Origin of the sequence: Acinetobacter sp. TSRC1-2 (genome assembly GCF_049895885.1) — a bacterium.
Taxonomy (GTDB): Bacteria; Pseudomonadota; Gammaproteobacteria; order Pseudomonadales; family Moraxellaceae; genus Acinetobacter.
This window is the reverse complement of record NZ_JAFCTF010000004.1, coordinates 77,462-103,541: the sequence shown is the minus strand read 5'-3', so window position 1 is coordinate 103,541 and position 26,080 is coordinate 77,462. Positions and strand designations below refer to the sequence as shown.

26 protein-coding genes, 4 tRNA genes, 1 pseudogene and 1 riboswitch are annotated in these 26,080 nt (G+C 41.1%); of the genes and pseudogenes, 7 read left to right on the top strand and 24 right to left on the bottom strand.

The genetic code is table 11. From position 1 onward, the window contains the following. Window positions 1-169: 169 nt before the first annotated feature. The 6 genes from ACP69Y_RS06260 to rpoD all read right to left on the bottom strand — a co-directional run bounded on the left by ACP69Y_RS06260 (window position 170) and on the right by rpoD (window position 6,745). On the bottom strand, window positions 170-1,567 hold the full coding sequence (locus ACP69Y_RS06260; protein ID WP_425917106.1) for an APC family permease: 1,398 nt from the start codon (window positions 1,565-1,567) through the stop codon (window positions 170-172). Window positions 1,568-1,832: 265 nt separating this feature from the next. Next, complete coding sequence (locus ACP69Y_RS06255) at window positions 1,833-3,017, bottom strand: iron-containing alcohol dehydrogenase (protein WP_425917104.1); 1,185 nt, start codon at window positions 3,015-3,017, stop codon at window positions 1,833-1,835. A 1-nt stretch (window position 3,018) separates the two neighbouring features. Next, entirely contained in the window at window positions 3,019-3,552 is a 534-nt protein-coding gene (locus ACP69Y_RS06250) for a hypothetical protein (protein WP_425917102.1), read from the bottom strand. 77 nt (window positions 3,553-3,629) lie between these two features. After that, window positions 3,630-4,289: a lipoyl(octanoyl) transferase LipB gene (lipB, locus tag ACP69Y_RS06245; RefSeq protein WP_425917100.1), complete on the bottom strand. Its 660-nt coding sequence runs from the start codon at window positions 4,287-4,289 to the stop codon at window positions 3,630-3,632. 165 nt (window positions 4,290-4,454) lie between these two features. Continuing rightward, window positions 4,455-4,742, bottom strand: coding sequence for a YbeD family protein (locus tag ACP69Y_RS06240; RefSeq protein ID WP_165492585.1), 288 nt, complete (start codon window positions 4,740-4,742; stop codon window positions 4,455-4,457). 116 nt (window positions 4,743-4,858) lie between these two features. Further along, window positions 4,859-6,745 carry an RNA polymerase sigma factor RpoD gene (gene rpoD / locus ACP69Y_RS06235; RefSeq protein WP_425917098.1) on the bottom strand — a complete coding sequence of 629 codons (1,887 nt, stop codon included), beginning with the start codon at window positions 6,743-6,745 and terminating at the stop codon, window positions 4,859-4,861. Between the two features lie 371 nt (window positions 6,746-7,116). Between rpoD and ACP69Y_RS06230 the strand changes: the two genes are divergently transcribed. Then, window positions 7,117-7,326, top strand: a complete 210-nt coding sequence (locus ACP69Y_RS06230; protein ID WP_067723989.1) for a PA3496 family putative envelope integrity protein — start codon at window positions 7,117-7,119, stop codon at window positions 7,324-7,326. Window positions 7,327-7,395: 69 nt separating this feature from the next. Continuing rightward, a complete protein-coding gene (locus tag ACP69Y_RS06225) occupies window positions 7,396-7,920 on the top strand; it encodes a YecA family protein (RefSeq protein ID WP_425917096.1) in 525 nt (174 codons plus the stop codon). A gap of 148 nt (window positions 7,921-8,068) precedes the next feature. Here ACP69Y_RS06225 and ACP69Y_RS06220 read toward each other — a convergent pair whose 3' ends face one another. From ACP69Y_RS06220 to ACP69Y_RS06205, 4 genes are all read right to left on the bottom strand, one after another. Then, on the bottom strand, window positions 8,069-8,482 hold the full coding sequence (locus ACP69Y_RS06220) for an ABZJ_00895 family protein (protein WP_425917094.1): 414 nt from the start codon (window positions 8,480-8,482) through the stop codon (window positions 8,069-8,071). A gap of 29 nt (window positions 8,483-8,511) precedes the next feature. Further along, window positions 8,512-9,129, bottom strand: a complete 618-nt coding sequence (locus tag ACP69Y_RS06215) for a DedA family protein (RefSeq protein WP_425917092.1) — start codon at window positions 9,127-9,129, stop codon at window positions 8,512-8,514. Between the two features lie 85 nt (window positions 9,130-9,214). Continuing rightward, window positions 9,215-9,499 (bottom strand): FUSC family protein, encoded by a 285-nt coding sequence (locus ACP69Y_RS06210; protein WP_425917090.1) that lies wholly within the window; start codon window positions 9,497-9,499, stop codon window positions 9,215-9,217. A 219-nt stretch (window positions 9,500-9,718) separates the two neighbouring features. Next, entirely contained in the window at window positions 9,719-10,651 is a 933-nt protein-coding gene (locus ACP69Y_RS06205) for a rhodanese-related sulfurtransferase (protein ID WP_425917088.1), read from the bottom strand. A gap of 204 nt (window positions 10,652-10,855) precedes the next feature. Here ACP69Y_RS06205 and ACP69Y_RS06200 point away from each other — a divergent pair, with 204 nt between their 5' ends. Both ACP69Y_RS06200 and ACP69Y_RS06195 read left to right on the top strand, forming a co-directional pair. Next, entirely contained in the window at window positions 10,856-11,341 is a 486-nt protein-coding gene (locus tag ACP69Y_RS06200; protein WP_425917086.1) for a DUF1289 domain-containing protein, read from the top strand. A gap of 47 nt (window positions 11,342-11,388) precedes the next feature. Then, complete coding sequence (locus ACP69Y_RS06195; protein ID WP_425917084.1) at window positions 11,389-12,006, top strand: LysE family translocator; 618 nt, start codon at window positions 11,389-11,391, stop codon at window positions 12,004-12,006. A 400-nt stretch (window positions 12,007-12,406) separates the two neighbouring features. Here ACP69Y_RS06195 and ribB read toward each other — a convergent pair whose 3' ends face one another. From ribB to ACP69Y_RS06135, 12 genes are all read right to left on the bottom strand, one after another. Then, on the bottom strand, window positions 12,407-13,066 hold the full coding sequence (ribB, locus tag ACP69Y_RS06190) for a 3,4-dihydroxy-2-butanone-4-phosphate synthase (protein ID WP_425917082.1): 660 nt from the start codon (window positions 13,064-13,066) through the stop codon (window positions 12,407-12,409). A 94-nt stretch (window positions 13,067-13,160) separates the two neighbouring features. After that, window positions 13,161-13,326: riboswitch (FMN riboswitch) on the bottom strand. 147 nt (window positions 13,327-13,473) lie between these two features. Then, on the bottom strand, window positions 13,474-13,854 hold the full coding sequence (gene panD / locus ACP69Y_RS06185; RefSeq protein ID WP_131213933.1) for an aspartate 1-decarboxylase: 381 nt from the start codon (window positions 13,852-13,854) through the stop codon (window positions 13,474-13,476). A 144-nt stretch (window positions 13,855-13,998) separates the two neighbouring features. After that, entirely contained in the window at window positions 13,999-14,580 is a 582-nt protein-coding gene (pth, locus tag ACP69Y_RS06180) for an aminoacyl-tRNA hydrolase (protein WP_425917079.1), read from the bottom strand. 18 nt (window positions 14,581-14,598) lie between these two features. Then, window positions 14,599-14,895, bottom strand: coding sequence for a 50S ribosomal protein L25 (gene rplY / locus ACP69Y_RS06175; protein ID WP_067723999.1), 297 nt, complete (start codon window positions 14,893-14,895; stop codon window positions 14,599-14,601). 99 nt (window positions 14,896-14,994) lie between these two features. Beyond that, a complete protein-coding gene (locus ACP69Y_RS06170) occupies window positions 14,995-15,948 on the bottom strand; it encodes a ribose-phosphate pyrophosphokinase (RefSeq protein WP_131288821.1) in 954 nt (317 codons plus the stop codon). A gap of 36 nt (window positions 15,949-15,984) precedes the next feature. Further along, a tRNA-Gln gene (locus ACP69Y_RS06165) sits at window positions 15,985-16,059 on the bottom strand. A 91-nt stretch (window positions 16,060-16,150) separates the two neighbouring features. Next, window positions 16,151-16,225: transfer RNA gene (locus ACP69Y_RS06160), tRNA-Gln, on the bottom strand. 42 nt (window positions 16,226-16,267) lie between these two features. Continuing rightward, window positions 16,268-16,342: transfer RNA gene (locus ACP69Y_RS06155), tRNA-Gln, on the bottom strand. A 27-nt stretch (window positions 16,343-16,369) separates the two neighbouring features. Beyond that, a tRNA-Gln gene (locus tag ACP69Y_RS06150) sits at window positions 16,370-16,444 on the bottom strand. A 1-nt stretch (window position 16,445) separates the two neighbouring features. Continuing rightward, window positions 16,446-17,276: a 4-(cytidine 5'-diphospho)-2-C-methyl-D-erythritol kinase gene (gene ispE, locus ACP69Y_RS06145; protein WP_425917076.1), complete on the bottom strand. Its 831-nt coding sequence runs from the start codon at window positions 17,274-17,276 to the stop codon at window positions 16,446-16,448. A gap of 22 nt (window positions 17,277-17,298) precedes the next feature. Further along, complete coding sequence (gene lolB, locus ACP69Y_RS06140) at window positions 17,299-17,877, bottom strand: lipoprotein insertase outer membrane protein LolB (RefSeq protein WP_425917074.1); 579 nt, start codon at window positions 17,875-17,877, stop codon at window positions 17,299-17,301. Between the two features lie 8 nt (window positions 17,878-17,885). Beyond that, complete coding sequence (locus ACP69Y_RS06135) at window positions 17,886-19,598, bottom strand: hypothetical protein (RefSeq protein WP_425917072.1); 1,713 nt, start codon at window positions 19,596-19,598, stop codon at window positions 17,886-17,888. 78 nt (window positions 19,599-19,676) lie between these two features. Between ACP69Y_RS06135 and hemA the strand changes: the two genes are divergently transcribed. Continuing rightward, complete coding sequence (hemA, locus tag ACP69Y_RS06130; RefSeq protein WP_425917070.1) at window positions 19,677-20,969, top strand: glutamyl-tRNA reductase; 1,293 nt, start codon at window positions 19,677-19,679, stop codon at window positions 20,967-20,969. 162 nt (window positions 20,970-21,131) lie between these two features. On the opposite strand, the pseudogene ACP69Y_RS06125 reads toward hemA, so the two are convergent. Beyond that, window positions 21,132-22,923 (bottom strand): annotated as a pseudogene (locus tag ACP69Y_RS06125) (DNA primase); the annotation flags it as partial. Between the two features lie 202 nt (window positions 22,924-23,125). Further along, window positions 23,126-24,157 carry an outer membrane protein assembly factor BamD gene (locus ACP69Y_RS06120; protein WP_425917068.1) on the bottom strand — a complete coding sequence of 344 codons (1,032 nt, stop codon included), beginning with the start codon at window positions 24,155-24,157 and terminating at the stop codon, window positions 23,126-23,128. Window positions 24,158-24,228: 71 nt separating this feature from the next. Here ACP69Y_RS06120 and rluD point away from each other — a divergent pair, with 71 nt between their 5' ends. Continuing rightward, window positions 24,229-25,281, top strand: a complete 1,053-nt coding sequence (gene rluD, locus ACP69Y_RS06115; protein ID WP_425917066.1) for a 23S rRNA pseudouridine(1911/1915/1917) synthase RluD — start codon at window positions 24,229-24,231, stop codon at window positions 25,279-25,281. Window positions 25,282-25,320: 39 nt separating this feature from the next. Next, a complete protein-coding gene (gene pgeF, locus ACP69Y_RS06110; RefSeq protein WP_425917064.1) occupies window positions 25,321-26,061 on the top strand; it encodes a peptidoglycan editing factor PgeF in 741 nt (246 codons plus the stop codon). Window positions 26,062-26,080: the final 19 nt, after the last annotated feature.

Below are 26,080 nucleotides of genomic sequence, written 5' to 3'. Positions count from 1 at the left end.
TTAAATTAAAAAAATACGGTAACAATAAATTAGTTTGTAATAGAAAGCAGCTTCAATTTCTTTAATGAAAAAATTCAGCCTCAATAGGCCTTAATTGCTAAATTAAATCAATCATTAAGCCAAGAAAAAAGACGCATGAAGCGTCTTTTTTATGCAGTGAATTAACGCATTAATGAGAATCATCAAACTCGTTATGTTGTGGAGCAGGGTGTTTAAAGCCTTTGGTTTTATAACCCAGGTATAAAATACCGAACATCGCCCACCATAAACCGAATTTTAATGCCGTATCTTCAATCTCCAGCCACATCGCAAAAATACTGATAAAGCCCAGTAGAGGAATGATGACGAAATTAAAAATATCCTTGAGGTTTTTGGTACGGCCATCACGTAATGCATAACGCGAAATCACCGACAGGTTCACAAAGGTAAATGCAGTCAAAGCACCGAAACTGATCATGGAAATCACAATGTCTAAATCCATGAAACCTGCAGTTAATGCCACTACACCTACAATCAGGATATTGTAGTTTGGTGTATAGCTTTTAGGGCTAATATGACCAAAGATTTTCTTGTTAATGACGCCGTCACGGCCCATCACATACATCAAGCGCGATACACCTGCATGCGCAGAGATCCCTGAAGCCATAACGGTCACAATCGCGAAAGTCAGTACATAAGACTGGAACAGTGAACCCCCAACAAGCATTAAAATATCTGGCTGAGTCGCTGCAATATCTTCAAAATATGTTTTCGGATCATTCGGGAAGTAAACTTGCATGAAGTAAGTGCTGATAATAAAGATCACACCGGCAATTAAGGCAGTCAAGAAAATGGCTTTAGGTAGGGTTTTCTCAGTATCTTTAGTTTCTTCTGCAAGTGAACTTAAGGAATCAAAACCGGTAAATGAGAAGCATAGTAAAGTTGCACCAGTAATGAGTGCGCCCACTGAAGTCAGCTCATTCCAGAACGGTTCCAGGCTCCACAGCTGATAACGTTGCTCAGCTGTGATTGGACCATCGGCATTAAAGCCTGCTTGTAGCTTGGTGTAAACCAAATAGGTAAATACAGCAATCACAATCAACTGCACGAAAACGATCATACTGTTGAAGTTCGCCACAAAGCGCGCACCTTTTAAGTTAACGCCGGTCATAAATGCCGTGAGTACAATCACCCACACCCAGTGATTGACATCCGGGAACAAAGCTTCCAGGTAAATAACTGCAAGAATGATGTTGACCATTGGCGACAATAAATAATCAAGCCAAGATGACCATCCCACCATGAAACCCACATTCGGGTGAATCGATTTTTGGGCATAAGTATAGGCCGAACCCGAAGACGGGTAGCGACGAATCATATGACCATAACTAATCGAGGTAAACAAGATTGCAATCAGGGCAATAATGTAGGAAGTCGGAACGTGAAAATGACTTTCTTCCGATACCAGACCGAAAGTGTCAAATAACGTCATTGGTTGAATATAAGCTAAACCAATAATAATGATGTGCCAGAGTCCCAGCGTTTTTTGCAGTTTAGCTGCCGATTGAGTCCCAGAGATATTAGTCAACGGCGTTATCCTCTTAATCGTTGATCAAGGATCAGTCATGTTTATAAGGATCGTTTGAGACGAACGATCCCCCCTATACGAATAAAACAAAGTGCGCCAATCTACTCTAGTTTGGTATCTTTTGCCAGTATCTTTATAAATTTTTAATGCAGAAAATATGCCATTCGATATAAAAATTTAGCTTGAATTTTCCACAAAGTAAAAGCCCGATGCTTAAAAAAACATCAGGCTTGAATTTTGGCTATATTGGCTTATTTTTCAGTAATTACCAAGCCTTTTTTAAGATAGATTTTAAATCGCTTAAGGTGGCTTCTTTCGGGTTATAAATGATAGAACCATCATTTAATGCTTTGTCTGCGACTTCATCTAATTGTGCTTCAGACACTTTACCTGTTTCACGTAGAGTACGCGGTAATTTGGTCAGGGTATATAAGCGATCACGCATGGTTAGAATCGTTGCAATAGCTTTATCTGCACGTAAGTGGGCAGGCGTTTGGGCGTAAATATCTGCACCCGCTAAAGGAAGCAATAATTCTGCAATTTTGTCGCCATTCACTTCTTTATTGTATTCGAGTACATAAGGAAGGAACAGGTTCATGCATAAACCATGCGGTAGATGCGCAACTGCACCCAAGGCATGTCCTAATGAATGCACCAAGCCCACCATTGAGTTAGAGAAGGCGATACCTGCCATGGTAGAAGCTTGAGCCAATTCTAGACGACCAAACTCATCTGTTGGATTGTCGAGTACATTGAACAAACTGTTGCTGACCTTTTTGATTGCAGCAGTGGCATAAGCATCGCTAATTGGATTCGCAGCCATACAGGTATACGCTTCAACCGCATGGGTCAATGCATCCATCGCTGTCATGGCAGTTAAATGCGGTGGCAAGGTTTGTGTCATACGCGGATCGAGAATTGCTGCATGCGGCATCAGGTAATAAGATGCAAATGGCATTTTGACATTCTTTTCAAGATCGGAAACCACAGCCACCATGGTCACTTCTGAACCCGTGCCCGAAGTTGTTGGAATCACGAAAAATGGTTTTAACGGTTTCGGAAGATTATGCGCACCTGAAAATTTCAGTAAGTCATCACCGCCTTCAGTCACCAAAATGTTAGTCGCTTTGGAAGTATCAATCACTGAACCGCCGCCTACCGCAATAATCGCATCACAATGATTATCGCGATACGCTTTTGCTGCATTTCGCACGGTTTGTACGCTTGAATCGGGTGGAACATCATCAAAAATATAACCAATCACGGCATCAGTAGATTCAAATGCGGCTTCGATTGGAGTCAGTAAATGATTTGCGCGTACGCCTTTATCGGTAATGATCAGTGGGCGTTTGGCACCCAAAGTCGCAAGTTCAAAGGGAATGTGTTCTAACGCGGCATGACCTGCGATGACTTTTACTGGGCAGAAAAATTCGTAATAAGGCTTAGCCATGTTATGCACTCCGTTTAAAATATGATTGAGCTAGTTTCAAATAAATATTTGCAGCTCCGGTGAGTTTTTGTTTTAGGCTCAATTCAGTTGGATATTGTTTTACAGCAAGCTCCGCCAGAAGTTTAGGTAAAATCAGTGATTCCATTTTATTTAAGCAACGGACCAGACGAATGGCGTTTGACACATCACCATCGGCAATCATGCGGTCGTGAGCAAATGCCTGTGCAGTACTTTCCTGGAAAGAAAAGACTAGAAAAGCATGGGTTAAGTGCTTAAAGGTAATGGTTAGATCAGGCTTGATGTCTACAGATTTTAGTAATTTTAATTGATGGTCTTCCGTGACTTTCGCAATAAAAGCCGGGCCATTGGGAAATACTTTCATCGATAGAACAAAACCGACAGGGAAGTTAGAGACTTCCTGTTTTACTTCGTTATCGACTTGACTCGCCATTACCAGACCTCTGCCAATCACATCCATCATGAGTTTGACGTAGGTCAGTTGTAAAGCGGGCTTTACGGATTTGGTTGAAATCACTCGCGCATCCCTTATCTAAAAAATACTTTATTAATTTAGAGTAAATACTCTAATTTATTTTTATGTCAAAAGCAAAGTTATTGTTGCATGACTTGGACTTGATTAAAGTAACCGCTGTTGTCTAAAGTTTCAATGATATCCGTACATAAATCATTAAAGTGCGGGTAGTTCGGAAGCAAGTCCATGACACGAACCATTTCCAGTCCTGCATAACCGCATGGGTTAATGGTATGGAAGCCAAACAGGTCGCAATCAATATTCAGTGCGAGTCCATGATAGCTGCGTCCTTTACGGATTTTAAAGCCTAAAGAGCCAATTTTACGTTCATTGACATAAACCCCCGGTGCATCCGGTTTGGCATAGGCTTCAATCCCGTATTTCTTGAGCAGTTCAATCATGAGGTTTTCTGCATAAGACACTAAAGTACGGACATTCCAGCCTAAACGGTTTAGGTCGAACATGAAGTAGGCAACCAGTTGACCCGGCCCATGCCAAGTGACTTGTCCACCACGATCGGTTTGTACCACAGGAATGTTGCTGGACATCAGAATATGTTCAGGCTTTCCTGCCTGACCTTGAGTTAAAACCTCATGATGCTGCAAAATCCACAGTTCATCTGGGGTATTTTCATCACGGTTTTCAGTCAAATTTTTCATGTCCTGGAAACGATCTGGATAGGGCGTGAGTTGGTTAAATTGACGAATAATCAGTGTTGGTTTTAGAACAGCATCAGTCACGTCAAGTGCGTCCTTAAAGAATTTTAAATATTATGAATGATTATAATGAAATCATGCTTGGATAGGGGATGATACCCAGATGATTTGCCATTTTTGTTGGAAGGGATTTAATGGTTTTTTGTAGATATAAAAAAACACGCTGCTTAGCGTGTTTTTTTATTTGTCTTAAAGGGCTGTTTTAATCAATGGACATGCGGCTAAATCGGCATAAAGCGCATGAACTTGTTCAAGTTCCAAGAAAAGCAGTTGTGCAGTTAAAGAGTGATATTTACCTGTGCGAGATACTTGAATTTTAATACTCGTGCTATCAAAGTCAGGGAAGTGTTTCACTAAAATTTCTACAACAGCGACATGTAAATCATCACTCGCTTCCCCAATCAGCTTGATTGGATAATCCATAGGGAAAACCCAAAGATCTTCTTGAAGTTCGCGAGATGGCGTACGGTCTAACATGGTCATAGTAGTCCCCTTATATCAAACGCCTGCATGAATGCAGGCGTTATATGTCTTCCGAATACTAAATGGGGATACTCGAATACTTTTCAAGTCCCCATTGGTATCATCAAGAATTAGTCGTTTTCTAGGAATGAACGCAAGTGTTCAGAACGAGAAGGATGACGTAATTTACGTAATGCTTTGGCTTCAATCTGACGAATACGCTCACGTGTTACGTCAAACTGTTTACCGACTTCTTCTAAAGTATGGTCAGTTGGCATATCAATACCAAAACGCATTTTCAAGACTTTCGCCTCACGTTCAGTCAAGTTCTCAAGTACTTCACGAGTCGCTTCTTTTAAGCCTTCTGAAGTTGCCGCATCAATTGGAGAAGTGATGTTGCCATCTTCAATGAAGTCACCAAGATGCGAATCTTCATCATCACCAATCGGCGTTTCCATGGAAATCGGCTCTTTGGCAATTTTGAGTACTTTACGCACTTTAACTTCGTCCATTTCCAGACGTTCACCCAATTCTTCAGGCGTCGGTTCACGACCCATTTCTTGAAGAAGCTGACGTGATACACGGTTGATCTTGTTAATGGTTTCGATCATGTGTACTGGAATACGAATGGTACGTGCTTGATCGGCAATAGAACGTGTAATCGCCTGACGAATCCACCAAGTTGCATAAGTCGAGAATTTATAACCACGACGGTATTCAAACTTGTCTACGGCTTTCATCAAACCGATGTTACCTTCTTGAATCAAGTCAAGGAATTGCAAGCCACGGTTGGTATATTTTTTCGCAATTGAAATTACCAGACGTAAGTTTGCTTCAACCATTTCTTTTTTCGCGCGGCGGGCTTTGGCTTCACCAATCGACATGCGTTTAGAAATATCTTTAATGCCTTTAACATCAAGACCCAGTTCTTTTTCGATGTCTGCAATCTTTTGTTGGAATGCAAGCACATCTGGACGTACTTTTTCTAAATAAACTTTTTGCTCAGCAGGTGCTTTAGCAATTTGTTCATCTAACCAGGCTGGATTTGATTCATGGCCCGGGAACGAAGTACGGAAGTGATTGCGGTCCATACGACCACGACGTACTGCATAACGCATTACTTCACGTTCAGCGGTACGAATTTGTTCATGCGTACCACGAATCATTTCTGAAATGATGTCAAATAAACGCGGGGTAAATTTAAACATCATAAACACGGTTGCCAGTGCTTGAAGCGCTTCTTCTGCTTGTTTGCTATCACGACCATGTTTTTCAATAGCAGTTTTGGTTAATTTCCACGCATCTTCTAATTCGGTAAAACGAATACGGGCAATTTCTGGATCTGGACCTGATTCGGCTTCAGACTCGTCATCGCTTTCAGCTTCTTCTTCTTCGTCATCATCCAATTTTACATCTTTAGTCGTTTTAGTTGCAGCTTCAGCTTTTTCAACAACAATTTCCGCTACTTCTAGAACTTCTGGAATTTCTTCATCAGATTCTGGATCTAAATATCCAGATAAAATATCAGCAAGACGACGTTCACCTTCGGTAACATCGTTATATTCTTTTAATACAACTTCAACTGCATTTGGCCAATACGCAATAGAATGAAGAACGTCACGAATACCTTCTTCAATGCGTTTAGCAATGCTAATTTCGCCTTCACGTGTTAAAAGTTCAACCGTTCCCATTTCACGCATGTACATACGTACTGGATCCGTGGTTCGACCAGGTTCGCTTTCAACTGAAGCAAGAACGGCTGCCGCTTCTTCTTCAGCGACTTCATCGGTTGCTTCAGCGTTATTACCGTCGAACATGGTGTCATCAGATTCAGGCGCCCGTTCATGCACTGGAATGCCAACGTCTTGAAGCATTTGAATAATGTCTTCAATCTGTTCGCTTTCCGTGATCGAGTCTGGGAGATGATCGTTAACTTCAGCGTAAGTTAAGTAACCTTGCTCTTTGCCTCGGCTAATCAGAGCCGCTACTTGAGAAGTAGGGGAAGTCATATCGCTCATCTTTGCTTACTCTTCATTGAATCAGTGGCAGTGAAAAACCGTGCATAATAGCACAATTCGCTTAAAATTGTTTTGAATTGATTGGTCAAGTATCATTTAGAAAGATGACTTTGATTTAACAATTGTTTTCAATATTGGGTTGAAATTTTATTTTTCAAGTGCGTTTAATGGAATGCCTTCAAAATATACCGGGTTTTCTGCATACATTCTGAATAAAATTCTGCATGCTAATAAATACACAATTTTAGGGTCAAAAAACAAGAGTAAATTGAGTTTGTTATATAAAAAATTAAAAAAAACTTGACAAGATTTCCGAACAAAGATAAATAGCGCCTAGACCCATTCACTTTTTTCACCATGAGGTAGTTTTAGTGTCTTCTACAGATTTTGAACTAGATGATAGCTTCAGTGATGATGATGTCAGCTTTGATGAAGCCTCAAGCAAAATTAGTGCTAAAGAGTCTTTGGAAAAGCGTCGTCTGATTGACGATTTACTCGCACAACGTCGTTTGGAGCGTGAACTGAAAGATTTTGATTACGATCTGGATGATGATGACGACTTTGATGATGAAGAAGACTAAATTGTGATTTGGCATAGCCGGCTAAAATGCTATGCTATCCGCAGTTATTTTACTGAACTTGGATTTTAAATGAGTGCTTTAGATTTAGACCTATTGAGCGAATATCTAGACGGCGACCAAAATGAACACGGTCTAGATTTTGCGGCAACTCATGGTTTTTTATGTGCAACTGCTGTTGGACCAACTTTTGATAAATGGCTCGATGAACTTTTCGATAACAATCAAAAGAAAGTTCCTGCCGAAATGATTGCTCAAATAAAAGCATGGTTAGAAGCAATTCGTCAAAACTTGGCCAATGAAGAAGGAATTGAATTTCCTTTTGAAATTGAAGAAGCGGATGTTGAATCAAGTTTAGGCGACTGGAGTGTTGGTTTCGTTGATGCCATGTTCTTAAACGAAGATGCCTGGTTCACACCTGAACATGAAGAACAACTGGTAGATTTAACTTTACCAATGATGGTGTTCAGTGGCGTGGATGATGAAGATCCACAAATGGAATCTTTCCGTCGCAATGGTCAGCTTATGGACGAAATTGCTGAAGAAATTCCAGAAAACTTAAATGAAATTTATCTTATGTACCACACGCCAGGGTAAGGGTACACCTTGCGCCGCTGTAATCGCGGCTCATGTATCACCCACCAAACTCATTTAGACAAGTTTTAAAAAAGCACCTTTTGAGGTGCTTTTTTTATGCGTGAATTTCCATTTTCGTAGTGGGTAGGGGAAAGTTCATCATAAAAACTTATCTAAATTTATTTAAAGTATATCGGGCATAGCCGTTATAGGCGATATGAAAGATCAGCCCATGTAAAGCAATGGCAACCGCCACTAGCAATGAATAGCTGGCTCTCCCGGCCTGACTTATTATTATCAGCATTTCCTCAGCACGTGGATGCATAAAAATCAGGCTAAACATGACGATAAAGCCCAGACTCATGGCGACTATTGTTGATCCCCAGACCAGTTTGTTTTTTTCTTTGTCGTTTGGTAAGCGCCGTTCTTTTTTGACAAAATGTCGGGCACTTAGAAAAGCTGAAGCGATCAGGCCAGGCAGCAGGGTAATAGCACCGAGTTTCAGACCATAAATTAAGATGCTGACCAGCAGGATCAAGGCAATACTATAAACGGCTGCAAAATATTTAAGATAATGCGACATCGTCTTAGTCTCCTGATGAGAACCTGTGATCAGGATGGACGATTTTTACGCTGATGTCTACGGTATACAATCCAGCCGAGGATCATTACCACAATAGCAATGATGATGTAGCCGACTTGGCTAAAAATTTGATGCATCAAAACTTGATTTTCGCCAAAGTAAAAACCCATGCAGGCCAGAAAAGTCGTCCAGATAATCGTACCGAGACTACTGTAGAACATGAATTTCCCGAAGGGCATGTGACTCATGCCAGCTGGAATGCTGATTAGTGAACGAACTGCAGGAATCATGCGACCAAAGAAAACGATCCGGTGCCCATAGTGTTCAAACCAGTCCAGAGATTTTTTGACATCGTTAGGTTTTATAAAAAGATATTTGCCGTAGCGATCTACAAAACGGAAAATACTGTCGTGATTAAATTTATACCCCACCCAGTACAGTATAGCCGCAGCAATCAGGGAACCTATGCAACCCGCAATAATCACGCCAGTTAAAAGCAATTGCCCTTGTGATGCAGAATATCCAGCGGATGGCATAATAATTTCCGAAGGAATCGGAGGGAAAACATTGTCGAGAAACATTAATAGAGCAATACCGAAGTAGCCCAATTGTTCCATAATGGAAATAATCCATTCAGTCAAATTCATAAGTTTATAAAAATAATAATTATATCAAAACTATCCTAAAGTTTATTTAGTGTAGGGTAAAGTAAAGCCAAGTCATTAAATTTGCTTATTCCTGACTATGGACTAGAGTGTGAATATAAACTTTTCTTAAACTATACGAAAGTGCAAAAGGAATCACACTGAGCATCGCATATTCAAATAGATTCGGTTTTAAGTGGTAGGCAATAAAGATTGATAAAATAGTGCCAATCACCGCTCCCAAGGTCACAATAAAAAGATGAGATTGTTGATCTAAAAGTATTTTTATTTCTTGTATTTGTTGATGATTTTTTCCACGTACAAAGTCAACACGTCTAGTATAATTGACCGAACGAGTAATTGATTTTGGCATAATTTAACTCCTTTTTCACGTTATATGTTTAATTTTTTACTTTAAAAATTAATGAGTTACAGTGTTGTTTTTGATTTTAATCTCAGGTTATCAAATTATTTGAGACTTAGTAAGCATTAAAAGTGAAATTTGGTGATATTTTTTTAGTTATTGTTTATTTTAGGTAAATAAAAAGCCCTCAAATGAGAGCTTTATTTATATAACTTTACAAATTTAAGTTTAAAGACGTTTTCGTTTAGCAGCTGCAATTTGAGACTGACGCATGCGGAAACCTTCTTTTTGCTTTTCGGTGGTTTTTTCGATGCAGTATTTGCATGATACCCCATGTTCATAACTTGGAAGTTCAGCTTCTTCAGGAAGTAAAGGCCATCCACATGCATGACACTTAATGTTCTGACCTTCTTCTACTCCATGAGTAACAGCAGTACGGCCATCGAAGACGAAACATTCACCTTCCCACATGCTCTCGGAAGCAGGCGTTTCTTCCAGGTATTTTAAAATACCGCCTTTTAGGTGATAAACCTCATTAAAGCCTTCCTGAAGCAATAAAGAAGTTGATTTTTCACAACGAATCCCACCAGTACAGAACATCGCAATTTTCTTGTCTTTATGCTGTGCAAGATTTTGTTTTACATATTCTGGAAATTCACGGAAAGTTTCTGTTTTAGGGTCAACCGCGCCTTTGAATGTACCTGCTTTATATTCGTAGTCATTACGTGTATCGACCAGAATCACGTCATCACGTGCAATTAGTTCATTCCATTCTTTAGGATCTAGGTAATGCCCGACTAAATCGCGTGGTTTAACTTCTACACCTAAAGTTACAATCTCTTTTTTGAGCTTGATTTTCATTTTACGGAAAGGTTTATCATCGCTATGAGATTCTTTGTATTCCATAGCGTTAAAGCCTTCATTCAAAAGAAAGGCATGAATTTGGTCAATCGCTTCCCGATCCCCAGCCACAGTACCATTAATACCTTCACCGGCTACAATTAGAGTTCCACACAAGTTAATGCTGTTGACCAAGTCTAAAAGACGTTGTTGAAGATCGGCAGGATCTTGAACTTCTTTAAATTGATATAGTGCGGCAACAACCCAACTTGTGGTCGCTTGCTGTTCTACAGGTGCAAGCTGTTCTACAGTAGCGTTCATGGAATACTCCAAATGTATTATGATAGGACAAAATTCAAGGCGCGTATTTTAACGTGAATTGTATGAATAAGCGAGAAAACCATAACTAAAATATGGTTATTAAGCGAAAGATGCCGATATAGGCTGTCATTTATCAAATCGATCTTGAATTAAAAGCGTTTGTTAGATGATTTTATTGATTTCTCAATTGTGCAGGAGTGTGTTTTGAGTACTGACCGTCGAATTGCTTCTTTGACCCCATGTGTAGGGCGTTGTTCTACGGTATTTGGTGATTCAGTATGCCGTGGTTGCCGTCGCTTTAACCATGAAGTGATCCAGTGGAATACCTATACACCTGAACAGCACACTGCGGTCTGGAAGCGTCTGGATGCGCAACTGGATCAAATTTTAGTACCCATGTTACCGCATGCCGATTTGCATCATGTAGAGGGATTCGTCTTATCTAAACGGGTGCGTTTGCGTGAGGATACCTCCAAGGGTCGCAAGCTTTATCACGCACTTAAAATTTGTGAGAAGAATAAAAATTTAGCCGAAGAAAGTGGTTTGGGGATTCAAGATAAACAGGTGAAACCACTCTGGCAGGAATTTGAACGTCGCGTACTGGCTTTAGCTACAGCAAGTTATGATTTCGCTTTTTTACGTGCTGATGGTATTAGCCATAATTTATTGCAGATGATGGAAGAAGATTAAACAGATCATTGTTATTTGAATTTTCAAAAATTTAAAGTGTGGGAAAAGTGAATATCGCAGAATATCTGTTGTACTGCATGGCGGTCATTATCATGATTGCCACGCCTGGACCCGTCATGATGCTGGTCGCAAGTGCGGGACTCAAAGGGGGTTATCGCAAAGCTTTGCAAACGATATTTGGAACCAATTTTGCCTCACTGATTTTAATCACTGTTTCCATTTTGGTTCTAAAAGGTTTTCTGGATATTAGTGAGCAATGGTTCAACAGCATTAAAATTCTAGGCTGTGTGTATATTGCTTATTTAGGCTTTCAAATTTTAAAGGAAGTGTGGTTTTCTAACCAAGATGAGTCACCATCACAATTAAAATCCAATTCAATGAATGGTGGTTTTAAACGGGGATTCTGGGTTGGTATTTCTAATCCTAAAGATATTATTTTCTTTGCTGCATTTTTCCCTCAGTTTGTACAGATTACCCCTTATTTAAATATCAGTCTGGGGATTCTAACTTTAAGTTGGATCGTGCTTGATTTTGCCACTTTATCCATGATTTATTTGAGTTTTAATCGTTTATCTAAATCCAATATTTACCATAAATTGTTAGGGGCTTGCGGTGCCACTCTAATTTTAATTGCTGGATATGGTTTGTACTCAACATTGTCCTAACTATTCTAAATAATAAAAAAGCTCCTAGAGTAGGTAAGGCGGATCAGTTAAGAGCTTTTACCATAAACTCCTTAGCTTTTAGATCATTTACGGCCGAGTCTTATCTTTTTAAATCAAATATTTGAATTTCGTTTTGTTCCTTGCAAAGACTTTAAATAAGTTATTTAAAGGCTTTTCATCGCAAAACTCGTCCACTGCGTAAATTAAGAAAAATTGCAAAAACTGTATTTTTTAAATTTAGTTTTGCCTTGCGCCGTAAACAAAGCATGGCTGTGTTCTTGCTCAAGTTGCGAATGACATTTCCACGTATCAAAGAACATGAGGAGTACAAAATTAAAACTGCCAGTCAATTTCTTAACTGACTGGCATTCCCTCGAATAGGGGCTTTTATTTTTTAATTTTAGAGATTATGCGCTACGCGATATTGCACAATTTCTTCAATCGTAATCACGGTTAAATGATGAGTTTGCGCATAAGCCAGCACTTGAATACCCGACGCCATAGTGCCATCCGGATTAGTCAATTCACATAAAACACCTGCCGGTTTTAAACTGGCTAAACGTGCTAAATCAATCGTACCTTCAGTATGCCCACGACGGGTTAACACACCACCATTACGGGCGCGTAAAGGAAAGACATGACCAGGACGGTTTAAGTCACTTGCGATAGCCCCATCCTTGATTGCAGCTTTAATTGTGGTGGTACGGTCTTTTGCTGAAACGCCAGTGGTTATGCCTGTCGCGGCTTCAATGGTTACAGTAAAGGCTGTTTTAAACTGGCTTGAGTTGTCAGTCACCATCGGTGGAAGTTCCAAATGATTGGCCAATTCATCGGTTAAGCATAAGCAGACAATACCTGAACCATCACGAATCATCCGCGCCATGGTTTCAACAGTTAGTGTTTCTGCAGCAACAATCAGGTCGGCTTCATTTTCGCGGTCAAAGTCATCCATCACCAAAACCGGTTTACCTTGGCGGATATCTTCTAATGCTTTTTGGATACGTTGTTCAGCTGGGGGAAGGGCTGAAAAGAAAATTTCGGGTTGAATCAAACTAGACATTGAAACGCTCTCGTAAAATAAAAATACGGTTGAACATTTCAGGACTGATGCAGAAATGGGGTCGCAGCGATATATTAAATATAAATATCGGTTACGTCGTCTTCTTTCATCCGGACTATACCGTCGGCTTTGGTTTCTCACCAAATCTGCGAGTCAATCTTTTAAGAAAATTGACAGGCTCGTGGGCTGATTAAATCTTATCATTTCATCTAAGTTTAACTTACCACCGGTGGGGAATTGCGCCCCGCCCTGAAGCGATGTTCAATGATTATAGACCCGTTTTTAATCAAGGGCGCAGCTTTGTATAGATCAGTCAGTCATATAGATAGTAAATATTTGAATAATAAAGTGAAAATCACAAGATAATAAAAAAGCCCGCATACTGCGAGCCTTTAATATCTTTAAATTTAAGCCACTTGAACAGGAATACAGTTCGCAGTGTGACTTACAGTATTGTTCGGGTTGGCATAAACAAGACGTGGTTTATGTGCATTCGCTTCAGCTTCAGTGAAATCACCAAAGGTGGCAATAATCACTAAGTCACCGACGTCAGCTTGATGTGCAGCACCACCATTGACAGAAATAATACCTGAATGATCTTCACCACGAATCGCATAAGTGGCGAAGCGTTTACCATTCGTGACGTTCCATACGTGGATTTCTTCGTATTCACGAATACCTGCTAAATCCATGAGTACGCCATCAATTGCACATGAACCTTCGTAATGAAGTTCTGCATGCGTAACTTGAGCACGGTGAATTTTGCATTTTAATAAACGAGATAGCATGGCTGGCGTCTCCTTAGTCGAGCTAAGATTTTATCTTATGGTTAAATCAATCACTTTTTACTGGGTAAGTAATCCGCAGAAAACGCATTTTGCTCTGAAAAAAGCATCATGGCAAGAAGGATTGTTCAACAATTTGTGGATTGATCAATTCGGTTTATAAGCATTGATTTGATTCATGGCTGGCTGTATGTCACCGTTTACCAGCAATTTAATGCGAGATAAAGCGTGCGCAATGGCATCATCCATTAAATCTTGTTCGCTGCTCGGCGCTTTGCTGAGTACATGTCCAGATACACGTTCTTTTGAACCAGGATGACCAATACCGATACGTAGACGATGGAAATCAGGACCTGTATGCGGAACGATATCGCGTAAACCGTTATGACCACCGTGACCACCGCCTGTTTTTAAGCGAATTACACCGGGATTCATATCCAGCTCATCATGCGCGATCAGCATCGTTTCTGGGGCAACTTGATAGAATTTTGCGAAGGGCACAACACTTTTGCCAGAGGCATTCATAAAGGTTGTGGGTAAAAGCAGACGAACGTCTTGACCTTCAATATTACCGCGACCACTGATTCCGTAGAATTTAGGATCGGCTTTGAGGGAAATGCCATATTGTTCTGCAAGCCGTTCAACAAACCAAGCGCCTGCATTATGGCGGGTTTGGGCGTATTCCTTACCAGGATTGCCCAAACCGACAATTAGCGAAAGTTTTGACACTAATTATACCGTTAACACTTATGCGCGTTTAAAGTCAGCGTGCATAGGCGTGTTTTTAGCTGGGTGACGTTGTAAAGCTTGGATTTTAACGCTTTCAACTTTGTCGCCCACTTGAATTTCAATCACTTCTTCAAAGAAAGAATTGTCTTCAAGAAATTTAACAAGTTGACGAAGTTCTAAAGTCACAGTTACAGGAGCAGCTTCGCCACCGTAAATGATTGCTGGAACTTTGTTTTCTAGACGAAGGCGGCGGCTCGAACCTTTCCCTTGTACTGATTCGTCACGAGCTACTGCATTTAATACGAAGTTTGCCATGATGACATTTCCTCATTGAGTTTAATGGACTGAACCTTCGACCAGTTCAGCGATACAAAGCCCTACCATAGGGCAGGGCTTTTAAAATTTAGCGCTGTATTATAGATAACTATCAAACATTGCGCTAATAGATTCTTCGTTGTTAATACGACGAATTGTTTCAGCAACCATACTAGCAACTGAAACTTGGCGAATCTTACCAAGTTCTAATGCTTCCTGAGAAAGAGGAATGGTATCTGTTACGACAAGTTCGTCGAGTACAGAGTTTTTCAAATTCTCAAGAGCTTTACCTGAAAGTACAGGGTGAGTTGCATAGGCAACCACACGGCGAGCACCAAATTGTTTCAGTGCATCAGCAGCTTTACACAAAGTACCAGCAGTATCCACCATGTCATCCACAATTACGCAGTCACGATCTTTTACATCACCAATCAAATGCATCACTTGTGATTCATTTGCTTTTTGACGACGTTTATCAATGATTGCAAGATCGATATCACCCATTTGCTTAGCTACAGCACGTGCACGAACTACACCGCCAACGTCTGGAGAAACAACCATAAGATTATGGTGTTGCTGTTGACGAAGATCAGCAAGTAACGCAGGAGTACCGTAGATATTGTCTACAGGGATGTCGAAGAAACCTTGAATCTGGTCAGCATGAAGGTCGATCATTACAACGCGGTCAATACCTACAGTTGTCAGCATATCTGCTACAACTTTTGCAGTGATTGGCACACGGCTTGAACGGGGACGACGGTCTTGACGAGCATATCCAAAGTAAGGGATGACAGCAGTAATACGACCTGCGCTTGCACGACGTAAAGCATCGGCCATCACGAGGACTTCCATAAGGTTGTCATTCGTTGGGGCACAAGTAGGCTGTACGAGAAATACGTCTTTACCACGAACATTTTCAGTAATTTCGACAGCAATTTCACCGTCAGAAAAATGACCTACAGATGCTGCACCTAAAGGAATGTGCAGGTGGCTTACGACTTTTTGGGCGAATTGTGGATGTGCAGTTCCACTAAAAACGACAAGATTGGGCATGAAGCACCCTTGGCGGTTGGAATGTTTGAAAGTAGATGGCAGGGGCGGCTGGATTCGAACCAACGGATGCCGAGATCAAAACCCGGTGCCTTACCACTTGGCGACGCCCCTAATGCGGCAGAACTTTAATAGTTTTGTGGTTCTATGTCAAGGTAAATTAACAAATGAACCTGCAAACTCTGTTCTGTCTTTTTTGAGAAAATGGCAGGGGTAGCTGGATTCGAACCAACGGATGCCGAGATCAAAACCCGGTGCCTTACCACTTGGCGATACCCCTAAATTTGATTACTGTAATTTTTATTTAAACGACTGGTTTAAATGGCAGGGGCGGCTGGATTCGAACCAACGGATGCCGAGATCAAAACCCGGTGCCTTACCACTTGGCGACGCCCCTAATACAGCAATCTACAGATGAAATGAATGGCAGGGGCGGCTGGATTCGAACCAACGGATGCCGAGATCAAAACCCGGTGCCTTACCACTTGGCGACGCCCCTATCATATAACCTGGAAATGACGTAATGGTGATTCATTTAAACTATTGACCAAGTAAGCTTTACAAGGTGAATGAGCCAAAATCTCATCAATATTCATATCGGCAGTTACTTCAGTAAAAACACAAGCACCTGTACCTGTAAGTTTTGCAATACCGAACTGGTCTAAATACTGCATCGCTTCATTCACTTCAGGATATAGACTTCTTGCCAAAGGCTTAAAGTTATTTCCAAAGTTAAATGGCGTTAACTGATAGGCGCAAAATTTAGTAGGCTTCGTGTCTCTTGTCAACGTTTTTTGTGAAAAAAGCAGTTGAGTGCTGATAAAACAGTCAGGTTTTAGCACAATGTATTGTTTTTGATCTAAGTCTATGAATGTTAAGTGTTCACCAATACCTTCAGCCCATGCGTTACGGCCATGAACAAAAATCGGAACGTCTGCACCGAGTTTTACCCCTAGCTCAGCCAATTGTTCAATACTTAGACCGCATTGCCACAGTTGGTTTACTACAATGAGGGTGGTGGCAGCATTGGAGGAGCCACCTCCGAGGCCTGCACCCATCGGAATATTTTTCTCAATGGAGATTTTTAAACCAGTTGGCCGTTTAGCATAAGGTTTTAAAATTTGAGTGGCTTTATAGATTAAATTCTGTTCAAGGTCGACACTGCTCAAGCCATCAATTGAAATGGTTAGGTCATCTGCTTGAGTGAATTCTAGCCAGTCAGTTAAATCAATCAATTGGAAAATAGTTTGCAATTCATGATAGCCATTGTCACGACGACCGGTGATATGCAAAAAAAGATTGAGCTTGGCAGGAGAGGGAACACGAATCATAGAGTTTTAAACTTTTGCAGATTTAACGATTTTGAATAACCATTGTAATACGGTTTTCCTGACCTGATTCAAGTGCCTGTTTCAAAATCAATTTATTTGGTAATTGCGCTTGATCATTATAACTTAAATCAACAGTCCAGCCATCTTCCAAAAATTGGATGGGACGATTGTTCTCATCTTTACTGATTTTCGCTTGTGCGGTTGCCGGTTTGGCTTGAACCCAATCAACTAAATGAGTAATCGGTGCTTGCCAACCGGTTGCACGTTCCAGTAATTCTTCAGGTGTTTCAGCTTCAATCAGTCCAGTTTTGGCACTATTTAAGCTGACTTGACCTGGAGTGCCTGAAATTTGCGTTTTGCCCACCCCTAAAATTCCGCTTAACTCGATGTCAAATTCATCCTGCTGTTGTACCCAGGTGAAAAATGCACTGCCAGATTGTTTTGGGGTTTTTACCCCAATTTTACCTTGCAGGTTGAAATTTTTTGCTTCAGGTAATTGGGAAACACTCGGCGCTTGAGGCTGAGTATATTGTTGGCAACCTGTCAGTACTAGTGTGCTTGTGGCGATTAGGGTTAAGCCGAATTTCGAAAAAATACGCATAAAGATCATTAACTCTTTTTCAGGTGTGGCGGTAACAATAACGATTTCAGTTGCTCTAATTGAGGATCATTGGGGTGTTTTTTTTGTAATTGTTGTAACACATGATTAAATTTTGTCAGATCGCCTTGCATATACAGCGCTTTTGCATAGCGCACTCCAATTTTGACACTTTGACTCATCTCATACGCTTTTTCTAAAACCAGCGCAGAGGTTTTAAAGTCATTCTGTAAAAAGGTGATATAGCCGAGCGTATCCAAAATAGACGCTTGTTCAGGTGCAAACTCCAAGGCATGTTCAACATACTGTCTGGCTTCATCCAAACGTCTGTTTTGTAGCGCTAGTGTGTAGGCATAAGCATTCAGATAGGTTGGGCTGTTTGGTTCAATTTCCAATAGTTTTTTCAATAATTTATCAAGCTTATCCTGATCTTGATACGCGTCAAGAAGCAGTACTTCAGAATAGATCAGCTCAGGGTCATCCGGGATATTTTTAATGGCCTCATCGAGCAGGCGCATGGCTGCTTTTTTATTGCCCATACGTTTTAGAATATCGGCCTGAGCCTGATAGAGGAAACTGGCATGTTGAGGATAATTGACCCGTTCCTGAGTTAAAAACCGTAACGCATCGCTCAGCTGTTTTTGCTCTGAAAAAATATTAATCATGTTGCGGCGTGAAACCGTGTACAGGCTGCCATCCACCAAGCGGTAATAGGCTTTTGCGGTTTCAAAATGTTGTTTTCTTTCGGCATTTACAGCTAGATAATAATAGGCTTCATTTTGATATTGATTGGAATATCGAAGCTCAACTAAAAACTTTTCCGCCTTTTCATATTCTTCTAAATCAATACTGGTTAAGCCTGCAATGAACAGGGCTTCTTCTTCATGCGGCCATTTCTTGAGAATGGTTTCGAGTTTATCCAGTGCTGCTTTAGATTTATTAATTTTAATTAGATATTTAATTTCAGCCAAACGAACTTCTAAATTGGATTTATGTTTACGACTGGCTTTGTCATACCATTCTAGGGTGGCGTCTTCATCCCCTAAAGCACTGAGTAAATTGGCTTTCATTAAGATAAAGCCAGTGACTTTGGGGCGTTTTTTAAGTGCACGATTAACCGTAACCAGTGCTTGCTCTAACTGTCCATTTTGCGCCTCTAAGCCTGAAATCAGTACCAAGACAGATGGGTTGTCGCGTTCTTTACTTTTGCTTAATGCTTCCAGTAGAACTTCTCGATCTTCCGGTTCTTCTGGCACAATGCCGACCAGAATCTTTTCCAGGTCTGCATCGGGATCAATATTTAAAATTTTATCTAGCGTTTCGGATGCCAGTTCATACTCATGCGATTTCAGGGCAATATGTGAAAGATAAAATAAAGCCGGAACATCTGTAGGTTCCTGAACCACCCAATGCGTTGCAATGTCGAGTGCAGCTTTTAGGTCATTTTGTTCCAGTGCAACATTTAAGGCGCGCTGTTTAACCGTGGTCGAACTGCTTTTAATTGCAAGCACGGTGTAGTTATGTAATGCTGTTGGAATGTCATGATAGGCCAGTGCAAATTCAGCAATCATGCTTTGTTTTATGGCATTATAATTTGAATTGGCATGATAAATTTCTCCGGATGCTCTAATATGAGCACTCGAAGCCATGCTACCCACAAGTAAGAATGTGGTAGAATATTGCTTAATTGTCGCGCCGTTTATTCGGCTATTTGTTTGACGCAATTTTTCTTGATCCAAGTAATGCTTTTTATGACACCAATATTGCACAATAGCATAAATTTAGCGAAATGATGATCTGATATGTCTTTCTTTGCACTGGGTGTCAACCATCAGACCGCTTCTGTAGAACTGCGTGAACAGATTGCATTTAACCCGGAAAAGTTAACGCAACTGCTTGCCGAGCAAAGCCAAAACCATGACTTGAATGATATGGTCGTGGTTTCTACATGTAATCGAACTGAAGTTTATGCCATGTCTGACAATGCAGAGATGGTAATGAATTGGCTCGCCCAGGCAAATGGCCTAGATGCTAAACAATTATTAAATCATGTCTATCGCTATGAAAATGCGCAGGCTGTAACGCATCTGATGCGGGTTGCCAGTGGTCTTGACTCCTTGATGCTGGGTGAACCGCAAATTTTAGGACAAGTAAAGTCTGCGCTTTCTCTGGCCAAAGATGCCCATACCGTTTCTCCAAATTTAAACCGCATTTTTGAATATGCTTTTTACGCAGCCAAGCGTGTCCGTTCGGAAACTGCAGTTGGTAGTCATGCGGTTTCCATGGGTTATGCCGTTGCTCAGTTGGCACTTCAAGTCTTTAGCAAGCCTGAAAAACTGACCGTGATGGTGGTTGCAGCAGGTGAAATGAATAGCTTGGTGGCGAAACATTTAGCCGAAATGGGCGTAGGTAAAGTCCTTATTTGTAATCGTACACGTGCCCGCGCTGAAGTCTTGGCGCAAGAAATTGCGCATCGGGTAGATGTGGAAATTATCGATTTTTCCGAGTTGGCTGCAAACTTATATCGCGCAGATGTGATTTCAAGCTGTACCGGAAGTTTGCATCAGGTTATTGCTTACAATGACGTTAAAACTGCATTAAAAAAACGTCGCTATCAACAAATGCTGTTGGTGGATTTAGCGGTTCCGCGTGATATCGACCCAAAAGTTAAATCATTGGATGGCGTGTATTTATATGGCGTCGATGATTTACAAAGTGTAATTGATGACAATCTGGCTCAACGTCGCCAAGCGGCGGTTGAAGCAGAAGTCATGGTCAATCAATTAGCCACAGAATTGCTCACCCAGCAAAAAATCAACAAAGCGGGTAGTACTATTCATGCGTATCGTGAACAAGGCGAAGTTCTAAGACAGGAAGAGTTGGCTCTAGCGATGTCTCGAATTACAGCCGGTGAAAATGCCGAGCAGGTGCTGCAAGAGTTTTCGCATCGTTTAACCCAAAAATTACTCCATCCTACTTCTATTTTATTGCGTCAAGCAGCGAAATCTGAAGATCCAAGTTGTTTTGAATGGATGCGTGATGATCTGGACGCAATCTTTGCGAAGCGTCGTAAAACAAAACAAGAAAAAGAATAGCTTGGTTTTTAGCGCCCGATTATTCGTCAATTAAGGTCAATGATCGTTTACGATCAATTTCATAAATTCGCTGTTTCAAGTTTCTCATTTCAGCAATGCTGGTAAATTTTTTCGATTTTAATTTTTGCTGCAAGCATTGATATTGCAGTTTAATCGAAAAATCTTCAGCTAGTTTATCTGCTTGCTCTGGAGATGAGGTGTAATCACTGATATTGGTTTGCATTAAAATATGCTGTAAGTCATGGTGATAATTTGCACAGGCACCTAAGACATAATATTGCGATAATTCAGTATCATCCGGTAAATCATCAAAAATGATATTAAAGATATTTAAAATTTTAAACAGCAACTGATCATGTGGAATCAAAGCGCGTAACGGTTCGAAATGGATATACAAATAGGGGTGACTCATTAAAATCGCCACCACATATTCTTCTGCATCAATTTTGGTACTAAAGCTTAATGACGCATCATTGTTGACTGGCGGTTGCCATTTGCGGCTATAACCGAGCTTTTCACGGAAATATTGCTGTAACAAATAACGGTAAGAACCATGTTTCGGCAACAGTTCAGTGAGCTGTTTTAACTCACCCATGACCTGACTTTTACCTTCAGGCGATGTGCTGTTATGATTTTGAGTTAAATGGGCAAAAACAAACTCGGACAATAAAGGCGCGGCTTGCAACATGCGTTGAAAGCTTTCTAAGCCTTCACGGCGAATGAGTGAATCCGGATCGTGATCATTCGGTAGCACGAAGAACTTGAGTTCACGACCGTCATTCAGTAAAGGAAGTGCAATTTCTAAAGTGCGACGCGCCGCTTTTTGACCGGCCGCATCGCCATCGAATGCCACAGTAATGCGACTATTTTGCTTAAATAAAATATTTAGATGGTCGGTATTACTGGCTGTACCCAAGGTCGCCACAGCACCGAAAACGCCATATTGCTGTAAGGCAATGACATCCATATAGCCTTCGACCATCAGCCAGTCTTGGGCTTTTTGCTTGCGGCCTTCATATAAACCATATAGCAACTGGTTTTTATGAAACACTTCAGAATCGGGTGAGTTGATATACTTGGGTTTGATTTCGTCATTTAAAGCACGACCGCCAAAGCCAACCACACGACCTTTGGAATCACGAATCGGAAAAATGACCCGATCACGCAGCAGGTCAAAATCTCGCCCTTTGTCACTGGTACGGATTAACCCCAGTTGTCTTAAACCTTCAATATCATAAGGGAAGGCTTTTTCCAGATGTTGCCAGTCTTCGGGCGCATAACCTAAACGCCAATACGCAATGGTTTCAGCGCTTAAACCCCGTTGTTTGAAGTATTGCTGGGCAGTCTGACTATGCGGTAATTGCTGTTCATAATACAGCGCAATATTTTCCAGTAAATCGTATAAGTTACCGTCTTGAGCAATATCTTCAAATTGCGCAGTAGTTTGATCAAACGCTGCAAATGGATCATTGCCATAGAACACATCCTCTTGCATCTGAAATTCTGCAAAAGGGTCGTGATCCATTGCTGCCGGTGATGGGGCATTAGAGTTTTGTGGTGAATTGGCTGCAGCATTTTGAGTGTCGGGTTCAATTTTTTTCGCAACAGGCTGAGGCTTCGCTGCTTCACGTTTATATTTGATTTTATTTGAATCTTGATTGTCTTTGGGCAGTTCAATACCGCTTCGGCTCGACAGATCTTTCATCACATCGACAAAATTACGACCGTCGATGTCCATTAAAAAGCGAATGGCATTACCGTTGGCCTGACAACCAAAACAATGAAAATACTGTTTATCCCGATACACATGGAATGATGGCGATTTTTCCTGATGAAAAGGGCAGCAGCCTGAATAGGTGCGACCAGTCTTCTTAAGTTTCACGCGTTGACCAATCAGATCGACAATATCTGTGCGATCTAATATTTGATCAATCGTGTGTTGAGGAATAGCCATACGTATGTAATCGGGTTGAGATCTATCTATTAAAAATGGCTGACAAATAGGCTGTCAGAAATTAGCTAAGTTAAAAGTGCGTCAGGGGTTAAAAGTTAATTTGTATACCTTTTACGCAAAATGATCAATATGATCGGTTAAAATAGCAAAAGGGCAAGTATGATAACTTGCCCTTCATGAAAATGCGACCAATAAGCTTGGCTTATTTAGTTGCTGGTACTTCTTCTGTAGTTGGTTCTGCAATCATTTCTTGTTTCGGTGCAGGAATACTACTTTCTGTTTGTGGTCGATCTAACAAACCGAAACTTAAACGATTGGTGATGCTGCGTTTTTGTCCATCTTCAGTGCTTTGTTGTTGCTCTGTCTCTGTAGAACTTTGCGCTTCACGTCCAAATACACCTAAAGTTGCACGGTTAATCCAGCTACCTTCACTGCGTGCAGCACGAAGATTTACACTACCATCCGCTTTAACAAGGTTTGGATAGTTTAGCTTTAGCACTTCAATATATTGTTGTGAAGTCTGGGTATCCCCTAGTTTGTCATAACCATAGGCAATTGTGGCTAAGGCTTCAGGCACTTGTGGGGTTTGTGGATAGTGTTCAACCACCCATTGAGAACGTTCAACTGCAGCTAACCATGCCTTACGCTTGATATTAAAACGCGCTGCATTCATCTCGGCTTCAGCCAACTCGGTGCCAATAAACTTCATACGCTGTGCTGCATCGACTGCATAAGTGCTTGACGGGAAGCGACGAATGAAATCGACAAAGTTTTGATAAGCCACTTTTAAATAGCTGACATCACGATGCGCCTGCTTTAATGAGGTATAACGCAATAAACCATCATAGTTTTGTTCCATGTTCGCCACGCCACGAACATAGTAGGCATAGTCCACATTTGGATGTTGGGGATTTAGACGAATAAAACGCTCGGCAAGGGCAATTGCACCTTCATAATCTTTTTGTTGGAATTTAACGTACAACAATTCTAATTGTGCCTGTTGCGCATAATCACCTGTAGGGTAGTAGGTGTCTAAGGCTTCAAGATGCTTAGCCGCGTCGGTATATTGACCACGTTCAAGGGCTTTTTCAGCTTTTTGAATATAAACTTGCTCGCTAGATTGTGGTCCGGTGTCTACAACTTCTTTCTTTGGATTACTGCTACAGCCCGCTATTGCCGACGCAACGCCTAAAGATAAAGCAAGCATTGTCATTTTATAACGTGGTAACGACATAAAAATTCCTCTGTTAATACGGGCAATGAGCTACAATTGCACTATTAAACCACTTTTGTCTGAATGAGCAAATGAGTCAAGCACAATCTTCTAATTCTAATTTCCCTGAAACTGATTTCAATTTACTTGAAGATTCTGAGGATGCAGATAACCATACTTCAGACTCAACTGCAACACGTTTATCGTTGCAATTTCAATTGGATGAAAGCTATTTAGGGCAACGTATCGACCAGGTCGCAGCGCTGGTCTGGAACGATTTTTCCCGTGAAAAACTGAAGCAGTGGCTTAAAGATGGCCATTTGTTGGTAAATGGTAACACTGTTAAACCCAAGTATAAATGTGAAGGCAATGAGCTTTTAACACTCAATGTTGAGCTGGAAGTTCAAACCAAAAGCTTGCCTGAAGATATTCCATTAAATATTGTTTATGAAGATGACGATATTATTGTCATTAATAAACCGGTGGGTATGGTGGTTCATCCAGGCGCGGGCAACAGCTCGGGTACTTTGGTAAATGCCTTGCTGCATCATTATCCTAAATCGGCGGAGTTGACACGTGCGGGCCTCGTGCACCGTATTGATAAAGACACCAGCGGTTTGCTGGTGGTTGCGAAAAACCTGGAATCTCAATTTTCCTTAAGCAAGCAGTTGGCCAAGAAAAGCGTCTACCGTGTTTATGATCTGGTGGTTTACGGCAAAATCATTGCCGGCGGCACCATTGATGAGCCAATTAAACGTCATCCGGTTGATCGTATTAAAATGGCCATCTTGCCGGGTGGTAAGGATGCAGTAACTCATTACAACGTAAAAGAGCGCTTCCAGCATTTCACCCGTGTACAAGCACGTTTGGAAACGGGTCGTACCCATCAAATCCGTGTTCATTTTAGTTATCTGGGCTTTGGTTTGGTTGGTGATCCGGTGTATATGAGTCGTGTACGTGTTCCTGCGGGTGCTTCTGAATTACTGGGTGAAACTTTACGTGGCTTTAAACGCCAAGCCTTACATGCATCTAAACTTGGCCTGGTTCATCCACGTTCAGGTGAAGAAATGATGTTCGAAGCGCCGTGGGCAGATGACTTTACTCAATTGGTTGAAGTTTTACGTAGCGAAAACCAAGCCTACTAAGTTGTTTTATCGCGTGCTATGCATCATAAGGAAAGAAACATGCAATTCGTTCAAGGGCTTCCACAGGGTATATTTGTTGGGCAGACGCGAGTGCATCATCAAAAAACTCAACCTTCCGCTCAACCTGAACTTGCAGGATTTAACTTGGCATTGCATGTTCATGATGAAGCAAAGCGTGTACAGCAGCATCGTATGGCGTTACTGCAAGAGTTTAATGAATTCGGGGTCGATAAAGTCACCTGGATGACGCAAACGCACAGTACTATTTGTCATACCATTAATGAAGAAATTCCTTTTACAGCACTCGAAGGTGATGGCCTGGTCACACAACGCAAAGCACATGCTTTAATGATGATGACTGCGGATTGTTTGCCTATAGTTCTCGGTAATAAAGATGGCACGGAAATCGCGAATCTACATGCCGGCTGGCGAGGTTTGGCGGGTGGTATTGTTGAAAATACTATTGCGACCATGCAAAACCAGCCGACTTGGGCATGGTTAGGCGCTGCCATTAGTCAACCATGTTTTGAAATTGGTGAGGAAGTCAAATTGGCTTTCTGTTCAAAATATCCTGAACTGGAGAGCGCTTTTAAAGACAGTGAAAAAGCAGCCAAGTTTTATGCTGACTTATATGCCATCGCACGTTTTATTCTGAAGCGTCACGGTGTTGATGTTGTGCTGGGTGGCGATCAGTGCAGCTTTCAGCAGGCAGAAGAATATTTTTCTTATCGCCGGGAGGCAAAAACAGGGCGCATGGCAACATTCGTGTTTATGGCGTGAAACTGTTAAACTTGCTTAA